This window comes from Tractidigestivibacter sp., assembly GCF_057241865.1.
This window is the reverse complement of sequence record NZ_DBHHPX010000007.1, coordinates 46430-70269: the sequence shown is the minus strand read 5'-3', so window position 1 is coordinate 70269 and position 23840 is coordinate 46430. Positions and strand designations below refer to the sequence as shown.

The 23840-nt window shown below is 63.5% G+C and carries 17 protein-coding genes; 16 read left to right on the top strand and 1 reads right to left on the bottom strand.

The window, feature by feature from the left end; translation table 11 throughout:
• The 8 genes from ACO59D_RS03800 to ffh all read left to right on the top strand — a co-directional run bounded on the left by ACO59D_RS03800 (position 1) and on the right by ffh (position 8961).
• A complete protein-coding gene (locus ACO59D_RS03800; protein ID WP_485125833.1) occupies positions 1 to 633 on the top strand; it encodes a YceD family protein in 633 nt (210 codons plus the stop codon).
• 121 nt (positions 634 to 754) lie between these two features.
• The gene (gene rpmF, locus ACO59D_RS03795; RefSeq protein WP_320832299.1) at positions 755 to 934 is read left to right on the top strand and encodes a 50S ribosomal protein L32; all 180 of its coding nucleotides are present in this window, start codon (positions 755 to 757) and stop codon (positions 932 to 934) included.
• A 100-nt stretch (positions 935 to 1034) separates the two neighbouring features.
• On the top strand, positions 1035 to 2024 hold the full coding sequence (gene plsX / locus ACO59D_RS03790) for a phosphate acyltransferase PlsX (protein ID WP_485125832.1): 990 nt from the start codon (positions 1035 to 1037) through the stop codon (positions 2022 to 2024).
• A 77-nt stretch (positions 2025 to 2101) separates the two neighbouring features.
• Entirely contained in the window at positions 2102 to 2341 is a 240-nt protein-coding gene (acpP, locus tag ACO59D_RS03785) for an acyl carrier protein (protein ID WP_130811950.1), read from the top strand.
• 22 nt (positions 2342 to 2363) lie between these two features.
• Complete coding sequence (rnc, locus tag ACO59D_RS03780) at positions 2364 to 3116, top strand: ribonuclease III (RefSeq protein ID WP_130811951.1); 753 nt, start codon at positions 2364 to 2366, stop codon at positions 3114 to 3116.
• Between the two features lie 24 nt (positions 3117 to 3140).
• Positions 3141 to 6683, top strand: a complete 3543-nt coding sequence (gene smc, locus ACO59D_RS03775) for a chromosome segregation protein SMC (RefSeq protein WP_485125831.1) — start codon at positions 3141 to 3143, stop codon at positions 6681 to 6683.
• On the top strand, positions 6683 to 7585 hold the full coding sequence (gene ftsY, locus ACO59D_RS03770; protein ID WP_485125830.1) for a signal recognition particle-docking protein FtsY: 903 nt from the start codon (positions 6683 to 6685) through the stop codon (positions 7583 to 7585). The genes smc and ftsY overlap by 1 nt, the downstream gene beginning before the upstream one ends.
• A 2-nt stretch (positions 7586 to 7587) precedes the next feature.
• Positions 7588 to 8961, top strand: coding sequence for a signal recognition particle protein (gene ffh, locus ACO59D_RS03765; RefSeq protein ID WP_485125829.1), 1374 nt, complete (start codon positions 7588 to 7590; stop codon positions 8959 to 8961).
• Positions 8962 to 9301: 340 nt separating this feature from the next.
• Here ffh and ACO59D_RS03760 read toward each other — a convergent pair whose 3' ends face one another.
• Positions 9302 to 10762 carry a L,D-transpeptidase gene (locus ACO59D_RS03760; protein WP_485125828.1) on the bottom strand — a complete coding sequence of 487 codons (1461 nt, stop codon included), beginning with the start codon at positions 10760 to 10762 and terminating at the stop codon, positions 9302 to 9304.
• Positions 10763 to 10956: 194 nt separating this feature from the next.
• Between ACO59D_RS03760 and ACO59D_RS03755 the strand changes: the two genes are divergently transcribed.
• The 8 genes from ACO59D_RS03755 (at position 10957) to ACO59D_RS03720 (ending at position 23796) form a co-directional block, all read left to right on the top strand.
• Positions 10957 to 11778, top strand: coding sequence for a TrmH family RNA methyltransferase (locus ACO59D_RS03755; protein ID WP_485125852.1), 822 nt, complete (start codon positions 10957 to 10959; stop codon positions 11776 to 11778).
• A gap of 118 nt (positions 11779 to 11896) precedes the next feature.
• A complete protein-coding gene (locus tag ACO59D_RS03750; protein WP_485125827.1) occupies positions 11897 to 13792 on the top strand; it encodes a fructose-1,6-bisphosphatase in 1896 nt (631 codons plus the stop codon).
• Between the two features lie 149 nt (positions 13793 to 13941).
• On the top strand, positions 13942 to 15843 hold the full coding sequence (gene ftsH / locus ACO59D_RS03745) for an ATP-dependent zinc metalloprotease FtsH (protein ID WP_485125826.1): 1902 nt from the start codon (positions 13942 to 13944) through the stop codon (positions 15841 to 15843).
• Positions 15844 to 16284: 441 nt separating this feature from the next.
• Entirely contained in the window at positions 16285 to 19098 is a 2814-nt protein-coding gene (gene ileS / locus ACO59D_RS03740; protein WP_485125851.1) for an isoleucine--tRNA ligase, read from the top strand.
• Between the two features lie 48 nt (positions 19099 to 19146).
• Positions 19147 to 19716 carry a signal peptidase II gene (gene lspA / locus ACO59D_RS03735; protein WP_485125825.1) on the top strand — a complete coding sequence of 190 codons (570 nt, stop codon included), beginning with the start codon at positions 19147 to 19149 and terminating at the stop codon, positions 19714 to 19716.
• Positions 19709 to 20725, top strand: coding sequence for an RluA family pseudouridine synthase (locus tag ACO59D_RS03730; protein WP_130811960.1), 1017 nt, complete (start codon positions 19709 to 19711; stop codon positions 20723 to 20725). The genes lspA and ACO59D_RS03730 overlap by 8 nt, the downstream gene beginning before the upstream one ends.
• 68 nt (positions 20726 to 20793) lie before the next feature.
• Positions 20794 to 22098 carry a glycosyltransferase family 2 protein gene (locus tag ACO59D_RS03725; protein WP_130811961.1) on the top strand — a complete coding sequence of 435 codons (1305 nt, stop codon included), beginning with the start codon at positions 20794 to 20796 and terminating at the stop codon, positions 22096 to 22098.
• Positions 22099 to 22278: 180 nt separating this feature from the next.
• The gene (locus ACO59D_RS03720; RefSeq protein WP_485125824.1) at positions 22279 to 23796 is read left to right on the top strand and encodes an IMP dehydrogenase; all 1518 of its coding nucleotides are present in this window, start codon (positions 22279 to 22281) and stop codon (positions 23794 to 23796) included.
• The last annotated feature ends 44 nt before the right edge of the window (positions 23797 to 23840 follow it).

Here is a 23840-nt window from a genome sequence, read left to right as displayed (position 1 = left end):
ATGCAGCCAGTCGTCTTTGCGCTTGACGCACGCCTTGGCGAGGCAGGGGACACTCTGCCCCTCAAGGGTCACCTCGACGAGAAGTCCTACTCGCTGGGCGAGCGTGACTTCTCGCTTCCCGAGGGCATCGACTACGACCTCATGCTCACCAACGCCGGCGAGGGCATTCTCGCCACCGGCATTCTCACGGCACATGTGGTTGGCCCGTGCGATCGCTGCCTGAGCGATGCGGAGTTTGACGTGAGCGGCGAGGTCGACGAGTACTACCTCTTCGAGGAGCCCGAGGATACGGGTGGTGGTGACGATGAGGACGAGATAGACTTCTCTCTTGTCTCGGCAGACAGCACCATCGACCTCTCTGGCGCGCTTCTCTCGGCCCTTGTCATGGAGACGCCCTTCGTGGTGCTGTGCCGCCCGGACTGCAGGGGTCTTTGCCCCGTCTGCGGCGCCAACCTCAACGAGGAGGGCTGCGGGCACGCCGCCCAGATGGAGGAGGAGCGCCTGAAGTCCAGTCCCTTTGCGGTTCTCGCCTCACTCGATTTGGGCCATGAGAAGCATGACCAGGACGTCGTGCCGGAGGCCGGGAGTCAGCTCCAGAACGCTCCCCAAGGCGGCGCGCCTCACGCAGAGTGAAGATATTGCCACAACTAGCGCATGTGCCGTATTGCGTGGTATAGTCATCGGCGCATGATTTTTGGTCAAGTTGCCCCGCGTCTCCACGAGGGGCGCGGCGTAAGAGCAAGAGAGGTTCAAGATGGCAGTTCCTAAGCAGAAAAAGGGCCGTGCAGCCACGCGCACCCGTCGTTCGGCCAACAGCAAGGTCGCCACTCCGGCCCGGTCCGTGTGCCCGCGTTGCGGTGCCCCCAAGCTGCCGCACCACGTGTGCCCTAACTGCGGCTACTATAAGGACCGCGAGGTCGTTGTCACCGAGTAGCCTCATACCAGCAACATGGCCTGGGAGGTCGGTCCCTTCTGGGGTCGGCCTCCTTTTTTAGTCGCGCACGCGAGTGCCTCATTGCGACCTTGGAGGATGCATGACCACAATTTGCGTTGATGTCATGGGATCGGATCGGGAACCCTCCGTGCTGCTCGAGGGCGTTTCCATGGCGCTCGAGCGCGATCCCGAGCTTAAGGTTCTCGTAGTAGGCGATGCCGTGGTGGTTGAGCCCTGCGCCCGTGACCACGAGCGTACGAGTGCCCTTGTGACCACTGGGGTCATTGGCATGGACGAGCACCCTGCAAACGCGGTGCGCAAGAAAAAGGACGCAAGCATCGTGCGCGCGGCCGCTGCGGTTCGCGCGGGCGAGGCAGACGGCCTCTTCTCGGCTGGTTCCACAGGTGCGGTGCTCACGGCAGCCACCTTCGGCATTGGCCGCATCAAGGGCATCCGCAGGCCTGCGCTCACCCTTGCCATCCCCGGCGTCACGGGCAAGAAGACGGTGTTTCTCGACTGTGGTGCCAACGCCGACGTCCATCCAGACACTCTCGTGCAGTTTGCGCATATGGGGTGCGCCTACGCGCAGGTGGTCCTTGGCATCGAGGAGCCGCGCGTGGCACTTCTCAGCAATGGCTCCGAGGACACCAAGGGCTCCGGGCTTGCGCTCCAGTACCACCAGGCACTCAGCGAGGGCAACTGCGGCTTTGTGGGCAACGCCGAGGGCAACGACCTCCTCGCCGGTACCTTTGATGTGATTGTTTCCGACGGCTTCACTGGAAACGTTGCCCTGAAGGCCGTCGAAGGCACAGCCAAGTTCATCATGTCGCGCGTTAAGGCTGCGACGGGCAACTCCAAGAGCGCGGCCCTGGGGGCCCTCATGCTCAAGCCTGCGCTCAGGTCCGTTGCAGGCGAACTCTCGGGCGACGAAATGGGTGGCGCCGTCCTTCTCGGCCTGCGCGCGCCCGTGGTCAAGGGTCACGGCAGCACCAGTGCCGAGGCCGTTGCCAACGGGACGTTGGCCTGTGCACGCGCTGCTCGAGGGCGGCTCTGTGAGCGCATTGCCAAGGTCTGCGAGACGGCCGAGTAACGGGTACCATATGCTTCGTGCGCATGGCGGCTTCGTCTTGCGCACGCGCCATCCATTCAATCCGCAAGGAGGAACCTATGGACCATGACGCCATTCTCGAGAAGGTTACCTCGGTCGTGAACGAGACCCTCGAGGTCCCCTCGGGCGTGAAGCTCACTGAAGGGACCGCCTTCAAGGACCTCGGCGCAGACTCGTTTGACCTTCTCGAGCTGGTCACCGCCCTCGAAGACGAGTTTGACCTCACCTTTGACGACGAGGCCCTCGAGAAGATCGCCACCGTGGGCGACGCCGCGAACGCCATCGAGGCCGCTCAGTAGGCAAGCAGGGGAGTTCTCTCATTTGGACACGCATGAACAGATCAGTGAGGTGGAGCGCATCTGCGGTCACCACTTCACCGACAAAAGGCTCATAACGTCTGCCATCACCCATCCTTCGGCGGTGGAGGGCAAGCCCGTCTCGGCTTCGTATGAGAGGCTCGAGTTCTTGGGTGACTCCATCCTCGGCGCCATCGTTGCCACGGAGCTCTTCGAGCGCTTTCCTGCGCTCGACGAAGGGGCCCTTACCAGACTCAAGATCTCGCTCGTCTCTGGCGAGACGCTCTCCGAGATCTCGGGTGACCTGGGCATCGCTCCGCTCATCATTGTGGGCGAGTCCGAGAAGGGCACGCATGCTCGCGGCATGCACTCCGCCCTGGAGAACGTCTACGAGTCCATCGTGGGTGCCCTGTACCTGGATGCCGGCTATGAGGATACCAGGGCATTCGTTCTGCGCACGCTCTCCTCGCACGTTACGCCCGAGCTTGTCGACAAGCTCTCCGAGCGGCCCATCAACCCCAAGTCTCGCCTTCAGGAGATTACGCAGCGCGATCTTCGCCTTGCCCCCGAGTACAAGCTTGTGGGCGAGAAGGGGCCCGCCCATGACCCCACCTTTACCTCGGTCGTGCTGGTCGACGGCAAGCGCGTGGGCAGGGGCTCCGGCCCGTCCAAGAAGAGTTCCGAGAACGCGGCCGCTGCAGATGCCCTCGAGCGCATGGGGCAGGGCGGCGACCCTGGCGCAGATGCCAGCGCCCCTGGCGACACGACCGGGTACTAGGCACAAGAAGCGAGAGGACCACCCTTGTATCTGAAGTCGCTCACCCTCAAGGGCTTCAAGTCCTTCGCCGACAGGACTGCCATGACTTTTGACTCCGGTCTCAACGTGGTCGTGGGCCCCAACGGCTCGGGAAAGTCGAACGTCTCGGACGCAATTCTTTGGGTCTTGGGTGAGCAGAGCGCCAAGATGCTCCGTGGCCAGGCCATGGAAGACGTGATCTTTTCTGGTAGCTCGGCCAGGCCCGCCGTGGGCGTGGCCGAGGTCACGCTGGTGCTCGACAACTCCGACCACACGCTGCCCATCGACTTTTCCGAGGTGGGCGTCACACGCAGGATGTATCGCTCGGGCGAGTCCGAGTACCTCATCAACGGCGCACCCGCGCGCCTCATGGACGTGCAGGATATCCTCCACGACTCGGGCTTGGGCAAGGACACCCACTCGATCATCAGCCAGGGCAAGCTCGACTCCATCCTCCAGAGCCGCCCCGAGGAGCGTCGCGAGCTCATCGAGGAGGCGGCCGACATCTCCAAGCACCGTCGCCGCAAGGAGCGAAGCCTGCGCAAGCTCTCCTCGATGGATGACAACCTTGCGCGCGCCAAGGCGATCGAACGCGAGATAAACCGCCAGCTCAAGCCCCTCGAGCGCCAGGTCGACAAGGCCAAGCGCGCACACGACATCACAGAGCGCCTCACTGAGCTGCGCACACGGCTTGCGGTGGACGACCTGCGCCAGCTGCAGGCATCCTACGGGACGCTTTCCGCCCGCGGCCGCGAGGCCGATGCAGCCGTAGAGCTTGCCCAGTACCGTCTGGACGAGAAGTCTGCCGAGCTCGAGAAGTACCAGTCGCTTCTCGAGCAGAAGGGCCTCTTCGTGGGCGACCTCGGCGAGCAGCGCCGCCGCATGCAAGACATCCTCGGCCGCATGGACTCGGACATGCGCCTTTTGGAGGAGAAGGGCAAGAACATGGTTTCTCGTCTCTCCGAGATGCGCATGCAGCTCTCCACCATGCGCAAGCAGCGTACGGACGTGACCGAGGAGCACGAGCGCGTGGCCGGTGACCTCTCGGATGCCCGCGTGCGCCAACGCGAGCTCGAGGAGGGCATGGACGCGCTCTCGAAGGCGTCGCGCGAGGCTGTGGCGCGCCGGCGCGAGCTAGAGGATACGCTCAACAAGCGCCAGGCAGACGAGCGGCAGGCTAGGGCCGAGGCGGATAGGGAGACCCTCGCCTTCGCCAAGCTGGAGGACCAGATTTCGAACGCCGAAGTCGAGGATGGCATGTACAGGAGCCGCCTCGAGCAGGTGGCCGAGACCCTCGCCACGACCGAGGAGGCCCTGGCAGAGCGCAGGGAACGCAAGCAGCGCCTGGAGGCTCAGCTCGCCGGCGCCCGTGCCAGGGCAGAAGCGCTCAGCGGCACCATCGCGGAGGTCCAGGCTGCGCTCAAGCGCGCTCGCGACGAGGAGCGCTCTGCTCGCACGAAGCTCTCGTCCTCCGAGGCGACGCTTTCGGCACTGCGCTCGGTTGATGCCAACATCGAGAAGGCAAGCCCACTAGCCGAGGCTGTCTCGAAGGGTCGTGCGGCGGGCCTTGTCGAGTGCCGCCTGGCAGACCTCATCGATGCGGGCGAGGCGACGGAGTCCCTCGTCGAGCGCCTGCTCGGCGATGACCTTGCTGCCTTCGTGGTGGCAAGCGCAGCCGACGCCGGCACGCTTGCAGCGTCTGCGCTCTCGCAGGGACGGACGGAGGGCAGGGCAACCGTGGTCTTCCGCGAGGCCATGCCTGGTGCGGGTGCGGATGATGGCGCCCCTGGCGAGCCCCTCATCGACCGCCTGCGCGTCTCTGACGCCGCACGCCCGCTGCTCTTTGCGCTGCTCGGCGATGTGAGGCTTGTGGGGAGCGTCGACGAGGCGATTCGGGCCCACCAGGCGGTGCCGGTGCTCACCTACGTCACGCACGACGGTGTGACCATGATGCCCGATGGGCGCTGCGTCATCGGCACCGCTCCTTCCACCGAGGCGGGCGCCCTCGAGCGCAAGCGCCGCATCCGCGCCCTCGAGGAAGGCATGGACGGGCTCCGGAGTGCACTTGTTGCCGCAACTCAGGAGGTCGCATCCGCCGAGGTCGCACTTGCCGAGTCCCGCGAGGGTGCGGCGTCGGCCAGGGGTGAGGTCGCGCGCCTCTCGGGAGAGTTCTCCTCCGTCACGTCTGAGATGGGCCGTCTCGATGCCCAACGCCAGCGTGCCGCAGACGAGCAGCGCCAGGTCACGCGCCAGCGCGATGCCGCCTCTGGGCGCGCTGCCGACGCCCGCTCGCACATCAAGGACCACAAGGCTGCGGCAGCTGCCGCCCGTGCCAAGGCAGAGGTGCTCTCGGCAGGCCTCAGCGACCTGCGAACGCAGCGTGACGAGGCCGTGCGGGCCCAGGGCAAGGCGTCCCACGAACTCTCGGACGCTCGCCTCGAGCTTGCCATGGCCAAGGAGCGCGCGAGGAACCTCTCGTCTCGCGAGCGCGAGCTTGCCAACCGCAAGCATGACCTCGACGCCCGCATTGTGGCCACCGAGGAGGGCTCGCGCGCTCTCGAGGTGGTGCGCCTGCGCGTGGACCCTCTTCACGACCGCTACGATGCCATCCGTTCTCGCGCGCTTGACTGGGCAGCACGCCTCAAGGACCGAGCGTCTCTGGCAGAGGCGGACTCCGACTCCCTTAAGCGCATGATTGGCAACGCCAAGTCTGCCGTGAACGATGCCTCCGCGGAGCTCACCCGCGCCCGCGATGCGGCCTCTGCGGTCAAGGTTGACCTTGGCCGCCTGGAGGTGCAGGTCCAAAACGCCATCGAGGCCATTCAGGCAACGGGCACCGTGCTCGACGAGGCACTTTCGCTTCCCGCGCCGGAGGATCGTGAGGCCGCCGAGCGCGAGGCGAACCAACTTGAGTCCCAGCTTGCCTCCATCGGCCCCGTGAACGAGGTCGCGATGGACGAGTACGTGCACCTGAAGCAGCGTGCAGACTACATCGGTGAGCAGGTCCAGGACCTCGAGGCGGCCCGCGTTGCCTTGAAGAAGATCAACGCCGCCATCGACCGCAAGATGCGCAACAGGTTCCTCGTGGTCTTCGACAAGGTGAACGAGAACTTCACGCAGATCTTCTCGATGCTCTTCCCGGGCGGCCATGCCCACATCGAGATGACCAACCCGGACAACCTCTCCGAAACGGGCGTCGAGATCGTGGCGCAGCCGAGGGGCAAGCGCATCACCAAGATGTCGCTCATGTCGGGCGGTGAGAAGTCGCTTACGGCGCTGGCGCTGCTCTTTGCGGTATACAGGACGCGCACGGTGCCCTTCTACGTGTTCGACGAGGTGGAGGCCGCGCTCGACGACTCCAACCTCTCTAAGTTCCTAGACGCCATCGAACAGCTCAAGGACACGACGCAGCTCATCGTCATCTCTCACCAGAGAAGGACGATGGAGCAGGCAGACGTCCTCTATGGCGTCTCCATGCAGGCCGACGGCGTGAGCCACGTCGTCTCTCAGCGTCTCGACAAGGCTACTGGAAAGGTGGTCGATGCCTGATGGGCTTCTTCGACAGGCTCAAGAGCGGCCTCTCGCGCTCGCGCGAGGCCATCAACGAGATCTTCTACATGGGCGGCGAGGTCGACGAAGACTTCTGGGGGGACCTCGAAGACACGCTCGTGATGGGTGACATGGGAGGCGAGCTTGCCATGCGCGTGGCCGATGACCTGCGAGAGCAGGCGGCACGCGAGAACCTCACGCGCTCGGATCAGCTGCGCGACGCCCTCGCCAACCGTCTTGCTCAGGAGTTCCACACCGCCGAGCGCGACCCCTTCGAGGACGTGCCGTCGTGCGTGCTGTTCGTGGGCATCAACGGTGCCGGCAAGACCACAACGGTGGGCAAGCTCGCCGGGCGCGCTCGCGGGGAGGGAAAGAGCTGCCTTATCGGCGGCGCTGACACCTTCCGTGCGGCTGCCATCGAGCAACTCGAGGTATGGGGGCGTCGCGCGGGCGTGGACGTCATCACGCGCGAGCGCGGGGCGGACCCGGCAAGCGTCTGCTACGACGTGGTCGAGGAGGCCGAGAGGTGCGGCACCCAGCTGGTCCTCATCGACACCGCCGGGCGTCTGCACACCTCCTCCGACCTCATGCGCGAGCTTGCCAAGGTGGTAAACGTCACGCGTAGGCGCTGCACCTCTATGCCGGTTGCGGTCGTTCTCGTGATTGATGCTACTACCGGCCAGAATGGCCTTGCCCAGGCAAAGGAGTTCAACGATGCTCTCGACCTTGACGGGCTCGTCGTGACCAAGCTTGACGGAACCGCCAAGGGTGGCATTGCGCTTGCCATCTCCGATCAGCTGGGGCTGCCCATCTACCGCATTGGGGTGGGGGAGTCCATCGACGACCTTGAGACCTTCAATGCGCTCGACTTCTGCCGTGCGCTCGTTGGGGAAGGAAACTAGCCATGTTCAACAGTCTCTCCGACCGCCTTCAGGACACCTTCGAGAAGCTTCGCGGCAAGGGCAAGCTCACCGAGGCCGACATCAACGTTGCCATGCGCGAAATTCGCATGGCGCTGCTCGAGGCAGACGTCAACTACCGCGTGGTCAAGGACTTTGTTGCCTCCTGCAAGGAGAAGTGCCTCACGGCCGAGGTCCTCGACTCGCTCACGCCGGCGCAAAACGTTGTGCGCATCGTGCTCGACCAGCTCACCGAACTTCTCGGCACGACCGATTCCAAGCTGGTGCTGGCGCAGAACCGCACACCCAACGTAATCATGCTCGTGGGCCTGCAGGGCTCGGGCAAGACCACGGCAGCGGCCAAGCTAGCCTATCTCCTCAAGGGACAGGGCCATTCTCCGCTGCTTGCCGCCTGCGACACGCACCGTCCTGCGGCAGCCGACCAGCTGGCCACGCTTGGTGGCGAGATTGGTGTGCCGGTCTTTCGCGGAGACGGCAGGGATGCGGTCAAGGTTGCCTCCGAGTCGATTCGCCAGGCCGTCGACCACCTGAACGACATCGTGATCGTGGATACCGCTGGCCGCCTGCAGATCGACGAGGAGATGATGCAGGAGGCGGTCGCCATCAAGCAGGCCGTGAAGCCCGACCAGATCCTCATGGTGGTTGACGCCATGACCGGCCAGGACATCGTGAACGTTGTCCAGACCTTTGCGGAGCGGGTGGACTTCGATGGCGTCATCATGTCCAAGCTTGACGGTGATGCCCGTGGCGGCGGCGCGCTCTCTGTTCGTGCGGTAACGGGCAAGCCCATCAAGTTTGTCTCGATGGGCGAGAAGCCCGACTCGCTTGAGGTCTTCCACCCCGACCGCATGGCCAAGCGCATCCTGGGCATGGGCGACGTCTACGGCATCATCGAGCAAGCCCAGAAGGTGGCCGACCAGGAGCAGATCGACGCTGCAGAGCGCATGCTGCGCGAGGGCTTCACGATGGATGACCTGCTCAACCAGATGCAGCAGATCAAGCGCATGGGTGGCCTTGCCAAGATCCTCTCCGCCTTGCCTGGCGGCGACCGCGCGATGGCACAGCAGGGCGGCGTGGACGAGAACTCGCTCACGCGCATCGAGGCCATGATCCACTCCATGACCAAGGAGGAGCGTGCAAGGCCGAAGATCATCAACGGACAGCGCAGGAAGCGCATTGCCATGGGGTCTGGCCGCAGCGTGCAGGAGGTCAACCAGCTCATCAAGCAGTGGGGCGAGATGAACAAGATGATGAGCAAGATGCGTGCGGCTACCCAGGGTGGCAGCAAGAAGCAACGTCGCCAGATGCAGTCGATGATGCGCGACATGGGCATGCCCGGAGGGCGCGGCTGGAGATGAGACAGGGGACAGTCCCTTTGTCTCATCTCACTCGAGGGACTTTTTGGGCAGAAAGGTACGGATGTGCGTACGCACCACCAGTGACTTTTGACACGGCCCCGACATTTGCCCAGTTGGCCGGGTGGGCTATGGCAGAAATGGGTGGTTGAGCGTACGCACGAAGCCAGAAATCTGACAATCGGACTCCTACGAGGAGCCATTTGGGCGGAAAGGTGCCGTCGTGCGTACGCACAAGGGGCGATAGTTGCCACTGTCGACAAAAGCTGCCATCGGGGCGATCACAGGGCGCCTGTCCTTCTCGGCGCCTGTCTGCGTCTGTTGCGTAGCCGGTGTGCGCGGCCTACTCGTGGATGATGACGACGTCACCCACGTTGCACAGCGAGTAGAGCTGCTCGCCCTTCTCGTACGAGAGGTTGATGCAGCCATGGCTGCCGTTCGTGAGGTAGATGTCGCCACCAAAGGCCGAGCGCCACGGCGCGTTGTGGAAGCCCATGAGGTTACCAACGACGCTCATCCAGAAGTCGACGTGGCTCACCCACTGCGGATTGCCCGACTCGTTGTTGGGGCCGACGAGCGTCGATGGGCTCTGCTTGTTCGTGATGGTCCACGTACCCTGCGTGGTGCTGCGGTTGAGGTTGGGCTGACCGGTCACGATGTCAGCCTCCCAGATAACGGAGCCATCGGAGTCAAAGAAGATGGCGTGCTGGTCGGAGATGTCGACGTCGATGAAGCGCGTGGGCCAGTCCTGCCCACCGGGGTTGTACGTGGCAGCAGAGTCGTAGCAGGGAAGCTCAAGCGTGGTGGGAGAGCCGGACACGATGTTTCTGTAAATGTCCTGAGCTGCCTCGATGCCGTTGATTGACCACCCGTAGACACCGCCGGCGGCAACGGACTCCTGGACGCCATCGGGGCGCGTGTAGGTGCGCGCCGTGCCAACGGAGTCGGTCTTAGCGGAGAGGTCGCCCTTTGCCCATGTGGTGATGGCATCCTGGTCGAGGGTTATCGAGAGGTCGTCTCCAATGGTCACCCACTGCGAGATGAGGTCGGCGTCAACGGTCGTGACCTCGGTGCCTCCCAGCGTGAGCGTGACGGTTGCCCCGAGCATGGCGTTTGCGGTGCTCAACGCAGCGTCGACGGACTCTCCGCCCTGAAGCGATTCGTCTCCCAACTCGATGGAGGTGGCAAGTGAGCGGACCTTCTCTGCGATGGTCTGGGTGGCGCTTGCCTGGTTGATGCGATTGGCCTGCGCCGTGCCCGATGCCACATAGGCCTTCTTCTCGGAGTCGTAGGAAATCCCTGTGGTGTTGGTCCCATCGTCCGCCGCGGCCACGGCGCTCACGGCGTTTGCAAGTGCGGTGGAGATGCCCGTTGGGTCAAGGCTCACATAAGTGGAGGCGTCTCCGGTGGAGAGGCTCTGGTCCTTGCCCTGCGCCAGCTCGACGGGCCACGCCCAAGGGCGCTGTTGGGCTATGGCGGCACGTGCGGCAGCCTCCCCATCGTAGGCGAGGGAGACGTCGGCCGCAGCAAGGTCGAACGACACTCCGTCACCGGAGACGGTCGCCTTCCAGCCGGACACCTTGGTTGTCGAGAGCGAGGCGGCTACGTCATTCACGCTCATGAGCGAGACGTCCTGGCCGTCGAGGGTGGTCGATGGCATGAAGAAGAAGCTGAAGTATGCCACGCCTCCCAGGTAGATGGCGAAAATGACGGCGAATGCGATGGACAGGGCAATGATGGGGCCACGGCTCGAGTGCTTCTCCGGCTTGCTTGCGAAGTGAGCGCCGTGCGTAGATTGTTCCATGGTGATGGCAGTTTCCCCTCAACATCGGGCGGTTTGCCGCCTCGGCATACTTATCATGTTTGTCTATAGTAGCCCAAGGCGGCGTGGCGTCCGGCTGTGATAGAGAAAAGCTCCAAAGGCCACGATGGCTTGGGCGCCCGCCAAGGCGCGAGATGCTACTAGGCAGTTCGTCGAGGAGGACGGAATTCGTGGACATGCAGGTCATACGCATCGAGACCGCCGAGGATGCGCGGGTTGACGCCTACGTTAGGCTCACCGACCGCCAACTTAGAAACAGGCTTGAGCCCGAGAAGGCCGTGCTCATCGCAGAATCGCGACTCGTCGTGGAGGTTGCGCTGGATGCGGGTCTCGAACCCCTTTCGTTTCTGGTGGACGACGCAAGGCTCGAGTCATGCGCGGACCTCATTGGGCACGCGGGCTGTGTCGCATACGTCCTTCCGCACGACCAGATGGAGCTTCTCACGGGCTTCAATGTGAACCGGGGGCTGCTCTGCGCCATGCGCCGGCCTTGCCCTCGCACGGTTGACCATGCCCTCCTCGGCGCTCGCCGCGTTGCCGTCCTCGAAGACCTTGTCGACGTCACCAACGTAGGCGCGCTCTTCCGCTCGGCCGCGGCTCTCGGTGCCGATGCCGTGCTCCTCTCTCCACGCTGCGCAGACCCCTTGAGCAGACGGGCGGTGCGCGTCTCGATGGGAGCGGTCTTTCGGGTCCCATGGGCGCGCGTCGAGGGGAACGCCTGGCCGGAAGGCATCGTAGACCTCCTCGATGACCGTGGCTTTACCTGCCTCTCGATGGCACTCGAGAAGGAGGCCGTGCCCATAGACGACCCGTCGATAGCGTCTGCCGATAAGGTCGCGCTCTTCTTTGGTTGCGAAGGCTATGGGCTCGACCGCAAAACCCTAGACGCCGCCGGGCGTTCCGTGATCATCCCGATGTCGAATGGCATCGATTCGCTCAATGTCGCCGCATCCTCGGCGGTCGCCTTTTGGGAGCTCTTTGCCCGCAGGCGCCGATAGCCTGACGCGGCCGGCGACGCCAGCCGCGCGCGTCCGTGCGTCTCGCCGAAATCACGGCGCCTCTCTTGCCTCGCCGGTACAGACTGAGACGATACAGCCGACACAGGGAGCAAACCACATGCAGGAAACAGACGCCGCACAGCTCAAGTACCTGGAGCTTCTATCCGAGAAGTTCCCCACCACCCAAGCCGCGTTTACCGAGATCATCAACCTAGAGGCCATCCTCAACCTGCCCAAGGGCACAGAGCACTTCGTCTCGGACGTCCATGGCGAGTACGAGGCGTTCGAGCACATCCTCAACAACTGCTCCGGTGTCATCCGCGAGCGCGTGGAGGGGGTCTTCAACCTCGAGCTCACGGCAAGCGAGCAGGCAGACCTCTGTACGCTTGTCTACTACCCGTCCGAGAAGCTCCGTCGCCTGCGCGAGGAGGGGGTGGCCACCAGCGAGTGGTACGCCATCACGCTCATGCGCCTCGTCCGTCTCGCCAGGCGCCTTTCCGGCTCCTACACCCGATCCAAGGTGCGCAAGGCGATGCCTGTGGCCTACGCCTACATCATCGACGAGCTCCTGCACATCTCGCCAGACGAGCGCGAGGCACGCCTTGCCTACCACCAGCGCATTATCGATACGATCATCGACACCGGCTCGGCGGACGACTTCATCTGCTCGCTCGCGGCGCTCATCAAGCGGCTGGCCGTTGACCACATGCACCTGGTGGGCGACATCTTCGATCGCGGTCCCCACGCCGACAAGATCTGCGACCGCCTCATGGGATATCACTCGATTGACGTCGAGTGGGGCAACCACGACATCGTGTGGATGGGCGCCGCCTCCGGTTCGGCTGCGTGCCTGGCGGCCGTGATTCGCAACAACATCCACTACGAGAGCCTCTCGATCCTCGAGAGCGCCTACGGTGTGAGCCTGCGCGAGCTCGCGCTCTTCTCCGAGGCGACCTACACGCAAGACGACGGCATGACGCCTATGGAGAAGGCCATCTCGGTCATCCTGTTCAAGCTTGAGGGACAGGTCATCATGCGCCATCCCAACTGGCACATGGAGGGCAGGCTCCTGCTCGAGCACGTAGACGCCGCCCGGGGTGTCCTTGAGCTTGGCGGCAACGAATACGAGATGCGTACGCGCGACTTCCCCACGCTCGACCCCGCGCACCCCTACGAGCTATCCAAAGACGAGAAGTGCGTGATGGACGGCCTCATGGATGCCGTTCGCTCCTCGGACAAGCTCCGTGCCCACATTGGCTTCCTGTACGACCATGGCGCTGCCTATCTGGTGCGCAACGGCAACGCAATCTTCCATGCGTGCGTGCCCATGAACGAGGACGGCACCTTCCGCGCCGTGCGTCACCAGGACAGACTCCTTGCCGGCCGCGCGTACTACGACTATGCCGACCGCCTTGCGCGCCAGGCGTGGCATGAGCATGACCAGGTCTCTCTCGACTGGATGTGGTACCTCTGGTGCGGGCGCTACTCGCCGCTTTCGGGGCGCGTGGTGAAGACCTTCGAGCGCACCTACCTCACCGACCGTGCCGCCTGGGAAGAGCCGAGGGACCCGTACTTCAGACTCACCGAGCGTCCAGAGGTCGCGCGGCGCATCCTCTCGGAGTTTGGGGCAGACCCGGTGCACGGCCACATCATCAACGGCCACACTCCCGTGCATGTCTCGGAAGGGGAGAGCCCCGTTAAGGCGGGAGGCCTTCTCGTTGTGATAGACGGTGGCTTCTGCCAGGCCTACCACAAGACCACGGGCATTGCGGGCTACACCCTCATCTCGGACCCCAGGGGCATGCGCATCAAGGCCCACCGTCCCTTTGGGACCATCGCTGACGTGCTCGACCTCAACGCCGACATCATGAGTGACGACGACCGCTTCGAGATACACCCTCGGCCCAAGACCATTGGTGACACCGATACGGGCACCCAGATTCGCGGGCAGGTGGCAGACCTGAGGGCGCTGCTCGAGGCGTATCGCACGGGCCTTCTGTCCGAGAGGGGATAGCCCGGGTTGACCGTAGCCCTCGTCCGGCGCGTCCCCTGCGCGCCGCGTGCGGCACTCGTGAATGGTTGTTGCGCGAATACGATCGAAGCACGGCAAATGGGTACGCTAAAGCCAGGTTCTTGCACGGCACCGGACGAAAGGGTCCACAGATGGACATGGATGACAACAAGAGACGCAGGTCGATGCTGGTCTACGTGCTCATCGCGATTGTGGTGTACCTCGCGGTGAGCCAGACGCTCTACCCCAACCTGGTAAGCTCCCGAGTGACCGAGACCAGCTACTCTCAGTTCCTCGAGGATGTCGACAACAACAAGGTTGTCGCCGCCGAGATTGACACGAGCAACTCCACGATCAAGTACACCGAAGGCACGGGCGACTCGCAGAAGGTCTACAGCACAACCGCCTGGCCCAACGACGACAGCCTTGCAACCACGCTCAAGGAGCATGGCGTTGACATGACGGCGTCGATCCCCGATACCTCCGGTGACCTGTGGCTCTACATGTTCATCGCCTATGGGCTGCCGCTCGTCGGATTGCTCCTGCTCGGCTGGTGGGCAAACCGCCAGATGAAAAAGCAGATGGGCGATGATGGCCCATCGATGAACTTTGGCGGCGGCTTTGGCATGGGCGGCGGCCTTGGGCGCTCCAACGCCAAGGAGGTCAAAGGCGAAGACACCGGTGTCACATTCAAAGACGTCGCAGGCCAGGACGAGGCCAAGGAGTCGCTTCAGGAGATCGTCCACTTCCTCAAGAACCCCGGCAAGTACAACGAGATTGGTGCCAAGTGCCCCCGCGGCGCGCTGCTCGTGGGCCCTCCGGGCACGGGCAAGACGCTGCTTGCCAAGGCCGTTGCAGGTGAGGCGGGCGTGCCCTTCTTCCAGATTTCCGGCTCCGAGTTTGTCGAGATGTTCGTGGGCCGCGGTGCCGCCAAGGTGCGTGACCTCTTCAAGCAGGCCAAGGAGAAGGCCCCCTGCATCGTCTTCATCGACGAGATCGACGCCGTGGGCAAGAAGCGCGACATGTCAATAAACTCCAACGACGAGCGCGAGCAGACGCTCAACCAGCTCCTCTCCGAGATGGACGGCTTCGACAACCACAAGGGGATCGTTGTCCTCGCCGCAACCAACCGCCCCGAGACGCTTGACCTGGCATTGCTCCGTCCCGGCCGCTTTGACCGCCGCATTCCCGTTGAGTTGCCCGACCTTGCCGGCCGCGAGGCCATCCTCAAGATCCATGCCAACGACGTCAAGATGGATCGTGACATCGACCTCAGCGTGATTGCCCGCTCGACGCCTGGCGCCTCCGGTGCAGACCTTGCCAACATCATCAACGAGGCCGCCCTTCGCGCCGTCCGCTACGGCCGCAGCCGCGTCTCGCAGGGGGACCTCGAGGAGTCCGTCGACGTGGTTATCGCCGGCGAGAAGAAGAAGTCCACGGTTCTCTCCGAGCACGAGAAGGAAGTCGTGGCCTACCACGAGACCGGCCACGCCATTGTCGCGGCCATGCAGAGCGGCTCTGCCCCCGTGCAGAAGATCACGATCGTGCCGCGCACCTCGGGCGCCCTGGGCTTTACCATGCAGGTGGAGGAGGACCAGCACTTCCTCACCACGCGCAAGGAGGCCAAGGACAAGATCGCGGTGCTCTGCGGCGGCCGTGCGGCAGAGGAGCTCATCTTTGGCGAGATGACCACAGGCGCCTCGAACGACATCGAGAAGGCAACGCAGATTGCGCGCGCCATGGTGACCCAGTACGGCATGTCCGACAAGTTTGGCATGGTGGCCCTGGGCCAACAGCGCAACCGCTACCTTGGCGGCGGCCAGGAGCTCACGTGCTCCGAGGGTACTGCCCAGGAGATTGACACCGAGGTCCAGACGCTCGTCGAGGAGGGTCACGCGCAGGCCATAGAGACCCTCAAGGCCAACCGCTTCAAGCTCCACGAGATTGCCCACTACCTCCAGAAGAAGGAGACCATTACGGGCGAGGAGTTCATGAAGATGCTCAAGCGCGACGACGGCTTTGCCCCGCAGTTCTCCGCCCAGAGCGCGCAGTAGCGGCGCAGCGTCGGACCCGGCGCCCCGGTTCGGGGGTGTCATGAAACATCGGGTGCCGCGCGGGCCCATGTGTCCGCGCGGCACGCCGCTCTTCTCGGATGAAATCCGTCAGCGACGCGACGAGTCCGGCGAACGTGCTATCATGCAGCCCCGAAGGCTGTGAAGGGGACAGGTAGCCTCGGTGTGCGTCATGAGGAGCGAGCGGGGATGGTGGGAGCCCGCCTTGGCGTCCGTCGCAAGATCACCCCGGAGCTGCGGCCCCAAAGCGGGAGGTTTTCTCGCCCGCAAGTAGGCGTCGACGGAGTGGCCGCCGTGACAGGCCAGCCGAGTTTGGCGGAATGTTCGCTCGCTGGGTGGTCATAAGCGAAGTGTGAAGTGAGCGCTTCGTCCCAGCAGGAGGGACGGGCGCTCTTTTGTGCCCGCGAGATGGGGGTTGTCCAGGTGGCAAATGAGTACAAGAAGACGATGAACCTCCCCAGGACGGGGTTCCCGATGAGGGCGTCGCTCGCTCAAAACGAGCCCAAGCGTCTCGCCCAGTGGGACGAGGACAAGCTCTACGAGCAGCTCCTCAAGAAGAACGAGGGGCACGAGAAGTTCGTCCTCCACGATGGTCCCCCGTACGCCAACGGCCCCATCCACCTGGGCCACGCTCAGAACAAGATCAGCAAGGACATCATCAACCGCTACTGGTCCATGCGCGGCTTCCAGACCCCGTACGTGCCCGGCTGGGACTGCCACGGCCAGCCCATCGAGCACAAGGTCGAGGAGATGCTGGGTACCGAGAAGTTCAACCAGCTTCCCACCGTCAAGATCCGCGAGCTTTGCCGCAAGATGGCGGTCGAGCAGGTCGACACGCAGCGCCAGGGCTTCAAGCGCCTGGGCGTTCTCGGTGAGTGGGATAACCCCTACCTCACCTATGTCCACGACTACGATGCCACCGACGTCGAGATCTTCAAGGCCATCTTCGACAAGGGCGCCATCTATCGTGGCCGCAAGCCCGTCCATTGGTGCACCCACTGCCACACGGCACTCGCCGAGGCCGAGATCGAGTACGGCGACGAGGTCTCTCCCGCAATCTTCGTGCGCTTCCAGATGACGACCGTTCCCGAGGGGCTCGAGGCCTATGGGGGCAACCTCTGGGTGGACATCTGGACTACGACCCCGTGGACGCTGCCTGCAGACGACTGCGTCATCCTGCACCCCGAGGCCGATTACGTTGCCGTTGTGGTGGACGGCCGCGCCGAGATCATGGCACAGGCGCTTGTCGAGAAGGATTGCGAGAAGTTTGGCTACGAGTCCTTTGAGCTTGCCAAGCGCGCCGACGGCTCTGTGTGGAGCATGACCGGCATCGAGCTTTACCGCAATAGGTACAAGCAGCCCATCTTTGGCGATCGGGGTGTCGAGGGCGAGTTCATCTACGCCGACTACGTCACGCTTGATGACGGCACCGGCATCGTTCACTCCGCCCCCGGACACGGCGTCGACGACTACAACGCCGGCATGAAGTTTGGCATCCCCGTCGTCATGCCCGTTGACGACGATGGCAACTTCTACAAGGGCGATGACATGGGGACTGGCGGCCCGTGGTCCGGCATGAACGTGAACGACGCCAACCCCAAGATCATCGAGTGGCTGGACGAGCGAGGCGAACTCATCCTCCACGAGGACATCTCCCACAGCTACCCGCACTGCTGGCGCTGCAAGGAGCCAGTCATCTTCCGTGCCACGAGCCAGTGGTTTGTCTCGATGGACAAGACGGGCCTTCGCAAGGATGCCCTTCGCGAGCTCGAGAAGGTCAAGTTCTATCCCGCGCATTCCCGCAACCGCATCACCTCGATGGTCGAGGGGCGCCCAGACTGGTGCATCTCGCGCCAGCGCAACTGGGGTGTGCCAATTCCTGCCTACACCTGCCAGGACTGCGGCGAGACGGTTATGAACGACGCCACGCTTGACAAGGTCATCGAGCTCTTCCGCGAGAGGGGCTCCGACGCCTGGTTTGCCGAGGACCCCGCGAGCTACCTGGGCGCCGCCTGCGTCTGCCCCAAGTGCGGCAGCCACAACCTCAAGGCCAATTCCGACATTCTCGACGTGTGGTGGGACTCCGGTGTCTCCCACACCGCCGTGTGCAAGCACCGTGGCTACCTCAAGTTCCCTGCCGACATGTACCTCGAGGGTTCCGACCAGCACCGTGGCTGGTTCATGAGCTCGCTCATGACCTCGGTGGGTGCCTACGACACGGCTCCCTACGAATCGATTGTCTCGCAGGGCTTCACGCTTGACGGCCAGGGCCGCAAGATGTCCAAGTCGCTCGGCAACGTGATTGACCCCAACAAGGAGTGCGACACCCGCGGTGCCGACGTCTTGCGCCTGTGGGTCGCCTCCGTTGACACCTCGACCGACGTCCCCTGCGACAATGCGATCCTTGACCACGTGGGCGATGCGTACCGTAAGATTCGCAACACCTTCCGCTTCCTCCTCGGTGAGATCGAGGACCAGTTTGACCCCGCTACCCAGGGCGTGCCCCTGGACCAGCTTGCGCCGTATGACCGCATCACGCTTGCGCACATGTGCGAGGTCCACGACACCGTGGCGCGTGCCTACGGGGGCTACCGCTTCAACGTGGTCTTCCGCACGCTCTACGACTATGTGACCGAGCTCTCGAATGGTTACCTCAACGCGACCAAGGACCGCGTCTACTGCGGTGCCACCGACTCGCCCGAGCGCCGTTCCGCGCAGACCACGTGGGCACACATCCTCTCGATGCTGGTCCACGACCTCCAGCCCATCCTCGTCTACACCACCGACGAGGTCATGCCCCACCTGCCCGCATCCATGCGCGACAGCCAGGGGCATGCGGCACTTCTCGACTGGTACGAGGCCCCCATGGCTCCTGCGGAGTACGAACCGCTGCTCAAGGCCCACGAGGCCTTGACCGAGGTGAGGGGTGCCTTCACGAAGGCCTACGAGGAGGCGGCTTCCGAGGGCGTCATACCCGAGAAGACCTCCCAGGCCGCTCGCGCGGCGCTCACTATGCCCGCCGATGCCCTGGAGGTGGTCTGCGCCACGGGCATCGACCTCGCAGAGCCCCTCGTGTGCTCTTCGGTCACAGCCGAGGCGGCAGACGAGTTCTCCGCGACCGTCACCCACGCCGAGGGAGAGCGTTGCCCCAGGTGCTGGAACTGGCGCGAGCTCGGCGAGGACGGTCTCTGCGACCGCTGTCATGATGCTGTTGAGAAGGCGGGCGAGCAGGACTAGCATCACTTGTACGGAACGTATTGGGGACGGCACGCGTAGGGGGACTTTGTGACGGTTGACGCAATGCATAAGGCACGGTCGTGGCGAGGGGCGAGGCTCGTCGTGTTCTGGGTCGTCTGCGTGCTTGCCGTTCTCGTCGACCAGGTCACCAAAGCCGCTGCGCGCGCGTCCCTCGTTCCCGGACAGCCCCAGACCTTCATTCCGGGCATTCTTGACCTCGCGTTTGTGAAGAATGTGGGCGCGGCGTTCTCTATAGGGGAGGGTGCCGGCCCCGTGTTCATCATCTTTGCGGCGGTTGTGCTGGCGTTTGGCATTTGGCTCGTGTGGTCCCATGACGCGCTGCCCATGTCGCTTGTGGTGTCTGTCGCCTGCGTTTGTGGCGGTGGCGTTGGCAATATGATCGACCGTATGATCTTTGGCTACGTCACCGACTTCTTTGCCACTACCTTTATGGCCTTTCCCGTCTTCAATGTGGCGGACATCTTCGTTACCGTGGGCATTGCGGTCTCAGTGGTTCTCTACGTCGTGATGGTTGACGCTCCCGAGAGCGCTGCCGAGAGTGCCGCGCATGCCGACGAGTCCGCACCTTCCAGCGCTGGGGATAGCCAGGATGCCTGATCGCCTCATCGGCCTGCTCGTGGGGCCTGAAGGGGATGGCGTTCGCATCGACGCGTTCCTCTCCGCACAAGACGGCCTGCCGTCGAGAAGTGCCTGCGCTCGTCTCGTCGAGGAGGGCCGCGTGACGCTCAACGCCACGGCCGTATCGTCCAAAAGCGAGCGGCTCTGCCTGGGTGACCGTCTGCAGGTGACGCTGCCCGAGGCAGAACCCGTCATGGGGGGCCTCGCTCCCAACCCCTACATCCCCCTGGACATTCGCTTTGAGGACCAGTATCTCATGGTCCTCTCGAAGCAGGCTGGCCTCGTGTGCCACCCAAGCCCGGGGCACGTGGACGATACGCTGGCAAACGCCCTTGTCGCCCATTGCGGTCACGCGCACCTGGGGCGTCTTCAGGGCGATGACCGTCCCGGCATTGTGCACCGACTGGACATGGACACCTCTGGGCTCATGGTGGCCGCCAAGGACGACGATACCCAGAAGGCCCTGCAGGACCTCATCCGCCTGCGCGTGCTTGACAGGCGCTACGTGACCCTTGTACAGGGCTACGTAGCGCCTGACCAGGGCACCATCGGGAGTGGCATCGCGCGTTCGACGAGGGACCGCCTGCGCATGATGGTCACGGATGACCCCAATGCGCGTGAGGCCATCACCACCTTTACGACGCTCGAGCGCTTCGAGGCTGGTCGCAGAGACGATGGCTACACGCTTTTGGAGTGCCACCTCTACACGGGCAGAACGCACCAGATTCGCGTCCACATGCGCCACATAGGCCATTGCGTGGTGGGAGACCCGCTCTACGGCCGCGGTGACCTGCGTCAGAACCTAGGCCTTACCAGGCAGTTCCTCCATTCGTGGCATATCCGCTTTGACCACCCCGTTACAGGAGAGACCATTGAGCTTGCCAACGAGCTGCCGGAGGACCTGCGCTCTGTACTAGAATCACTGAAGGATACCTCCATGGGCAGGACCGAGGCCGGGGAGCGCATCTGCCCACAGCTCGGCGTATGACGCTATGACGCGTTTTGTCCCGCACGTACGTCACCTGGCGCACGTGAAGATGTGAGAGAGAGCTTGATATGGAGTTCAACAGGATCGGACTCACGCCCATCGTGATTTTCAACTTGGTCGTGTGGCTCTTCTTCACGCTGGCGTACTTTTACCAGTTCGTCTATCTCATCCGCGTGGCCGCACGCGGCACGGTCAAGCTGCCGCCCGCCAAGAAGCTGCACCGGTATGCCTATTTCATCTCGGCACACAACGAGGAGCCGGTCATTGGCAACCTCGTACGCTCGATTCTTGCCCAGGACTACCCCCGTGAGCTTATGGACGTCTTCGTGGTGTGCGACGCCTGCACCGACAACACCCATGAGGAGGCCGAGCGCGCCGGTGCCATTGTATGGGATCGAAACGACCTTGCTCGCCGAGGTAAGAGCTGGGCCATGGACTATGGCTTTGATCGCATCCTCGACGAGCATGGCGACAAGTACGAGGCCTTCTTCGTGTTTGACGCCGACAATCTTGTCTCACCCAACTATACCCGCATCATGAATGACGCGTTCGACGCGGGATACCTTGTGTGCACAAGCTACCGCAACTCGAAGAACTTCGACTCAAGCTGGGTCTCTGCCGCCAATGCGCTGTGGTTTATGCGCGAGGGCAAGTTCTTGAACAACGCCCGCACGATGGTAGGCACGAGCTGTGCCATCTCGGGTTCGGGCTGGCTTGTCTCGGGCAAGATTATCAAGGGCATGCATGGGTGGGACTTCCACACCCTGACCGAGGACATCCAGTTCTCCACGTTCTGCTGTGCGAACAACATCCAGATCGGCTATGCCCCGGCTGAGTTCTTTGACGAGCAGCCAGTCACGTTCAAGGCCAGCTGGGTGCAGCGCCTGCGGTGGACAAAGGGCTTCTACCAGGTCTTTTTCTCGTACTGCAACGACCTTTTCCACGGGATTCGCCACGGCCGCTTTGCCTCGTACGACATGCTCATGACCATCGCACCGGGCATGATCTTGACGCTGCTCTCGGCCTTTGTGAACGCGACCTACCTTATCGTTGGCGGCCTGAGCCACGGTTTTATCGCCACGGAGGCGGAGCTCTCCATGTGCGCGGGATCGCTGGTTATGACGTTCCTCTCGATGTACGTTGTGTTCTTCCTGCTCGCCGTCATCACAACCATCTCGGAGCGCAAGCATATCCACTGCCACAAGAGCAGGCGCTGGATCATCTTCACGAACCTGTTCACGTTCCCGCTGTTCATGATGACCTACATCCCCATGACCGTGGTGGCGCTCTTCAAGAAGGTGGAGTGGATTCCCACCAAGCACGACATCGCCGTGAACGTCGAAGACGTGCTGGGGGAGGACCCTGCGACGTAGCGGCCGGGGCGCGCGGGCGCGGATGGCAGTGCGGCGGGTGGCCCTCCGCGCACGTGGTCCAACCTGTGGCGCGTTGTCGCAGGTCGGCAGCCGGGGCCAAAGAGCTCCCCGCTGGATGCTACAATGGCCCGCAATGGTGGCTACTAGTACCGCAGTGGCGGAGAGTAGGAGCGCGCACGTATGGCAACGTTCTTCGAAGGGGAATCGCACACCTTCTCTGAGTATCTGCTTGTCCCTGGCTATTCCTCAGCGGAGAACATCCCCGCGAACGTCTCGCTGCGCACGCCCCTCGTGCGCCACAAGCGCGGCGAGGAGTCGGCCCTGAGCCTCAACATCCCTATGGTCTCGGCCATTATGCAGGCGGTCTCTGGTCCCAAGCTCGCCGTCGCACTTGCGCAGGAAGGTGGTCTCTCCTTCATCTACGGCTCCCAGAGCGCAGAGGATGAGGCAGCCATGGTCCGGGAGGTGAAGTCCTACAAGGCAGGCTTTGTGGTCTCGGATTCCACGCTCACGCCCGACATGACGCTTGCACAGGTCATGGACATGAAGGAGCGCACCGGCCACTCCACCATGCCCGTCACCGATGACGGCACCTCCCACGGCCACCTCGTGGGCATCGTGACCTCGCGCGACTATCGTCCCTCCCGCGATGACCGCGCCAAGCTCGTCTCCGAGTTCATGACCCCGCGCGAGAAGATGATCGTTGCCGAGGACGGCACCTCCCTCAAGACCGCCAACGACATCATCTGGGACAACAAGCTCAACCAGCTGCCCATCGTCGATGCGGACAACCGCCTGGTCTCGCTCGTCTTCCGCAAAGACTACGACTCCCACAAGTCCCGTCCGGATGAGCTTCTCGACCAGAGCAAGCGCTACCTCGTGGGCGCCGGCATCAACACGCGCGACTACGCCGAGCGCGTCCCCAAGCTGGTCGAGGCTGGTGCGGACGTGCTGTGCATCGACTCCTCCGAGGGCTTCGCGGAATGGCAGAAGCGCACGCTCGCATGGGTGCGCGAGAACTACGGCGACTCCGTTCGCGTGGGCGCAGGCAACGTGGTTGACGCCGAGGGCTTCCGCTTCCTTGCCGACTGTGGTGCCGACTTCGTGAAGGTGGGCATCGGTGGCGGCTCCATCTGCATCACCCGCGAGCAGAAGGGCATCGGCCGTGGCCAGGCCTCCGCACTCATCGACGTGTGCCGTGCGCGCGACGAGTACTTCGAGGAGACCGGCATCTACGTGCCTGTGTGCTCCGACGGTGGCATCGTCTACGACTACCACATGACGCTTGCCCTTGCCATGGGCGCCGACTTCCTCATGCTCGGTCGCTACTTCGCTCGCTTCGACGAGAGCCCCACGCGCCGCGTCAACGTGAACGGCTCCTACATGAAGGAGTACTGGGGCGAGGGCTCCGCGCGCGCTCGCAACTGGCAGCGCTATGACCTGGGCGGCAACAAGAGGGGCCTCTCCTTTGTCGAGGGTGTGGACTCCTACGTTCCCTACGCCGGCCCACTCAAGGATAACGTCGACAACTCGCTGCTCAAGGTGCGCTCCACGATGTGCAACTGTGGCGCCCTCGACCTGAAGGAGTTCCGCGACAAGGCCAAGCTCACACTCGTTTCGGCCACGTCGCTTGTCGAGGGCGGCGCGCATGACGTGCTCCTCAAGGATTCTAGCCAGCAGGTGAACTTCCGCTCGTAGAGATGAGGCAAGGGGACTGTCCCTTTGCCTCTTAAGGGGGTCAG

What these genes read in the sequence shown, in the direction of transcription:
- ACO59D_RS03800 (WP_485125833.1), top strand. Translation starts at nt 1, where the DNA reads ATGCAGCCAGTCGTCTTTGCGCTTGACGCACGCCTTGGCGAGGCAGGG.
- rpmF (WP_320832299.1), top strand. Translation starts at nt 755, where the DNA reads ATGGCAGTTCCTAAGCAGAAAAAGGGCCGTGCAGCCACGCGCACCCGT.
- plsX (WP_485125832.1), top strand. Translation starts at nt 1,035, where the DNA reads ATGACCACAATTTGCGTTGATGTCATGGGATCGGATCGGGAACCCTCC.
- acpP (WP_130811950.1), top strand. Translation starts at nt 2,102, where the DNA reads ATGGACCATGACGCCATTCTCGAGAAGGTTACCTCGGTCGTGAACGAG.
- ftsY (WP_485125830.1), top strand. Translation starts at nt 6,683, where the DNA reads ATGGGCTTCTTCGACAGGCTCAAGAGCGGCCTCTCGCGCTCGCGCGAG.
- ffh (WP_485125829.1), top strand. Translation starts at nt 7,588, where the DNA reads ATGTTCAACAGTCTCTCCGACCGCCTTCAGGACACCTTCGAGAAGCTT.
- ACO59D_RS03760 (WP_485125828.1), bottom strand. Translation starts at nt 10,762, where the DNA reads ATGGAACAATCTACGCACGGCGCTCACTTCGCAAGCAAGCCGGAGAAG.
- ACO59D_RS03755 (WP_485125852.1), top strand. Translation starts at nt 10,957, where the DNA reads ATGCAGGTCATACGCATCGAGACCGCCGAGGATGCGCGGGTTGACGCC.
- ACO59D_RS03750 (WP_485125827.1), top strand. Translation starts at nt 11,897, where the DNA reads ATGCAGGAAACAGACGCCGCACAGCTCAAGTACCTGGAGCTTCTATCC.
- ftsH (WP_485125826.1), top strand. Translation starts at nt 13,942, where the DNA reads ATGGACATGGATGACAACAAGAGACGCAGGTCGATGCTGGTCTACGTG.
- ACO59D_RS03730 (WP_130811960.1), top strand. Translation starts at nt 19,709, where the DNA reads ATGCCTGATCGCCTCATCGGCCTGCTCGTGGGGCCTGAAGGGGATGGC.
- ACO59D_RS03725 (WP_130811961.1), top strand. Translation starts at nt 20,794, where the DNA reads ATGGAGTTCAACAGGATCGGACTCACGCCCATCGTGATTTTCAACTTG.
- ACO59D_RS03720 (WP_485125824.1), top strand. Translation starts at nt 22,279, where the DNA reads ATGGCAACGTTCTTCGAAGGGGAATCGCACACCTTCTCTGAGTATCTG.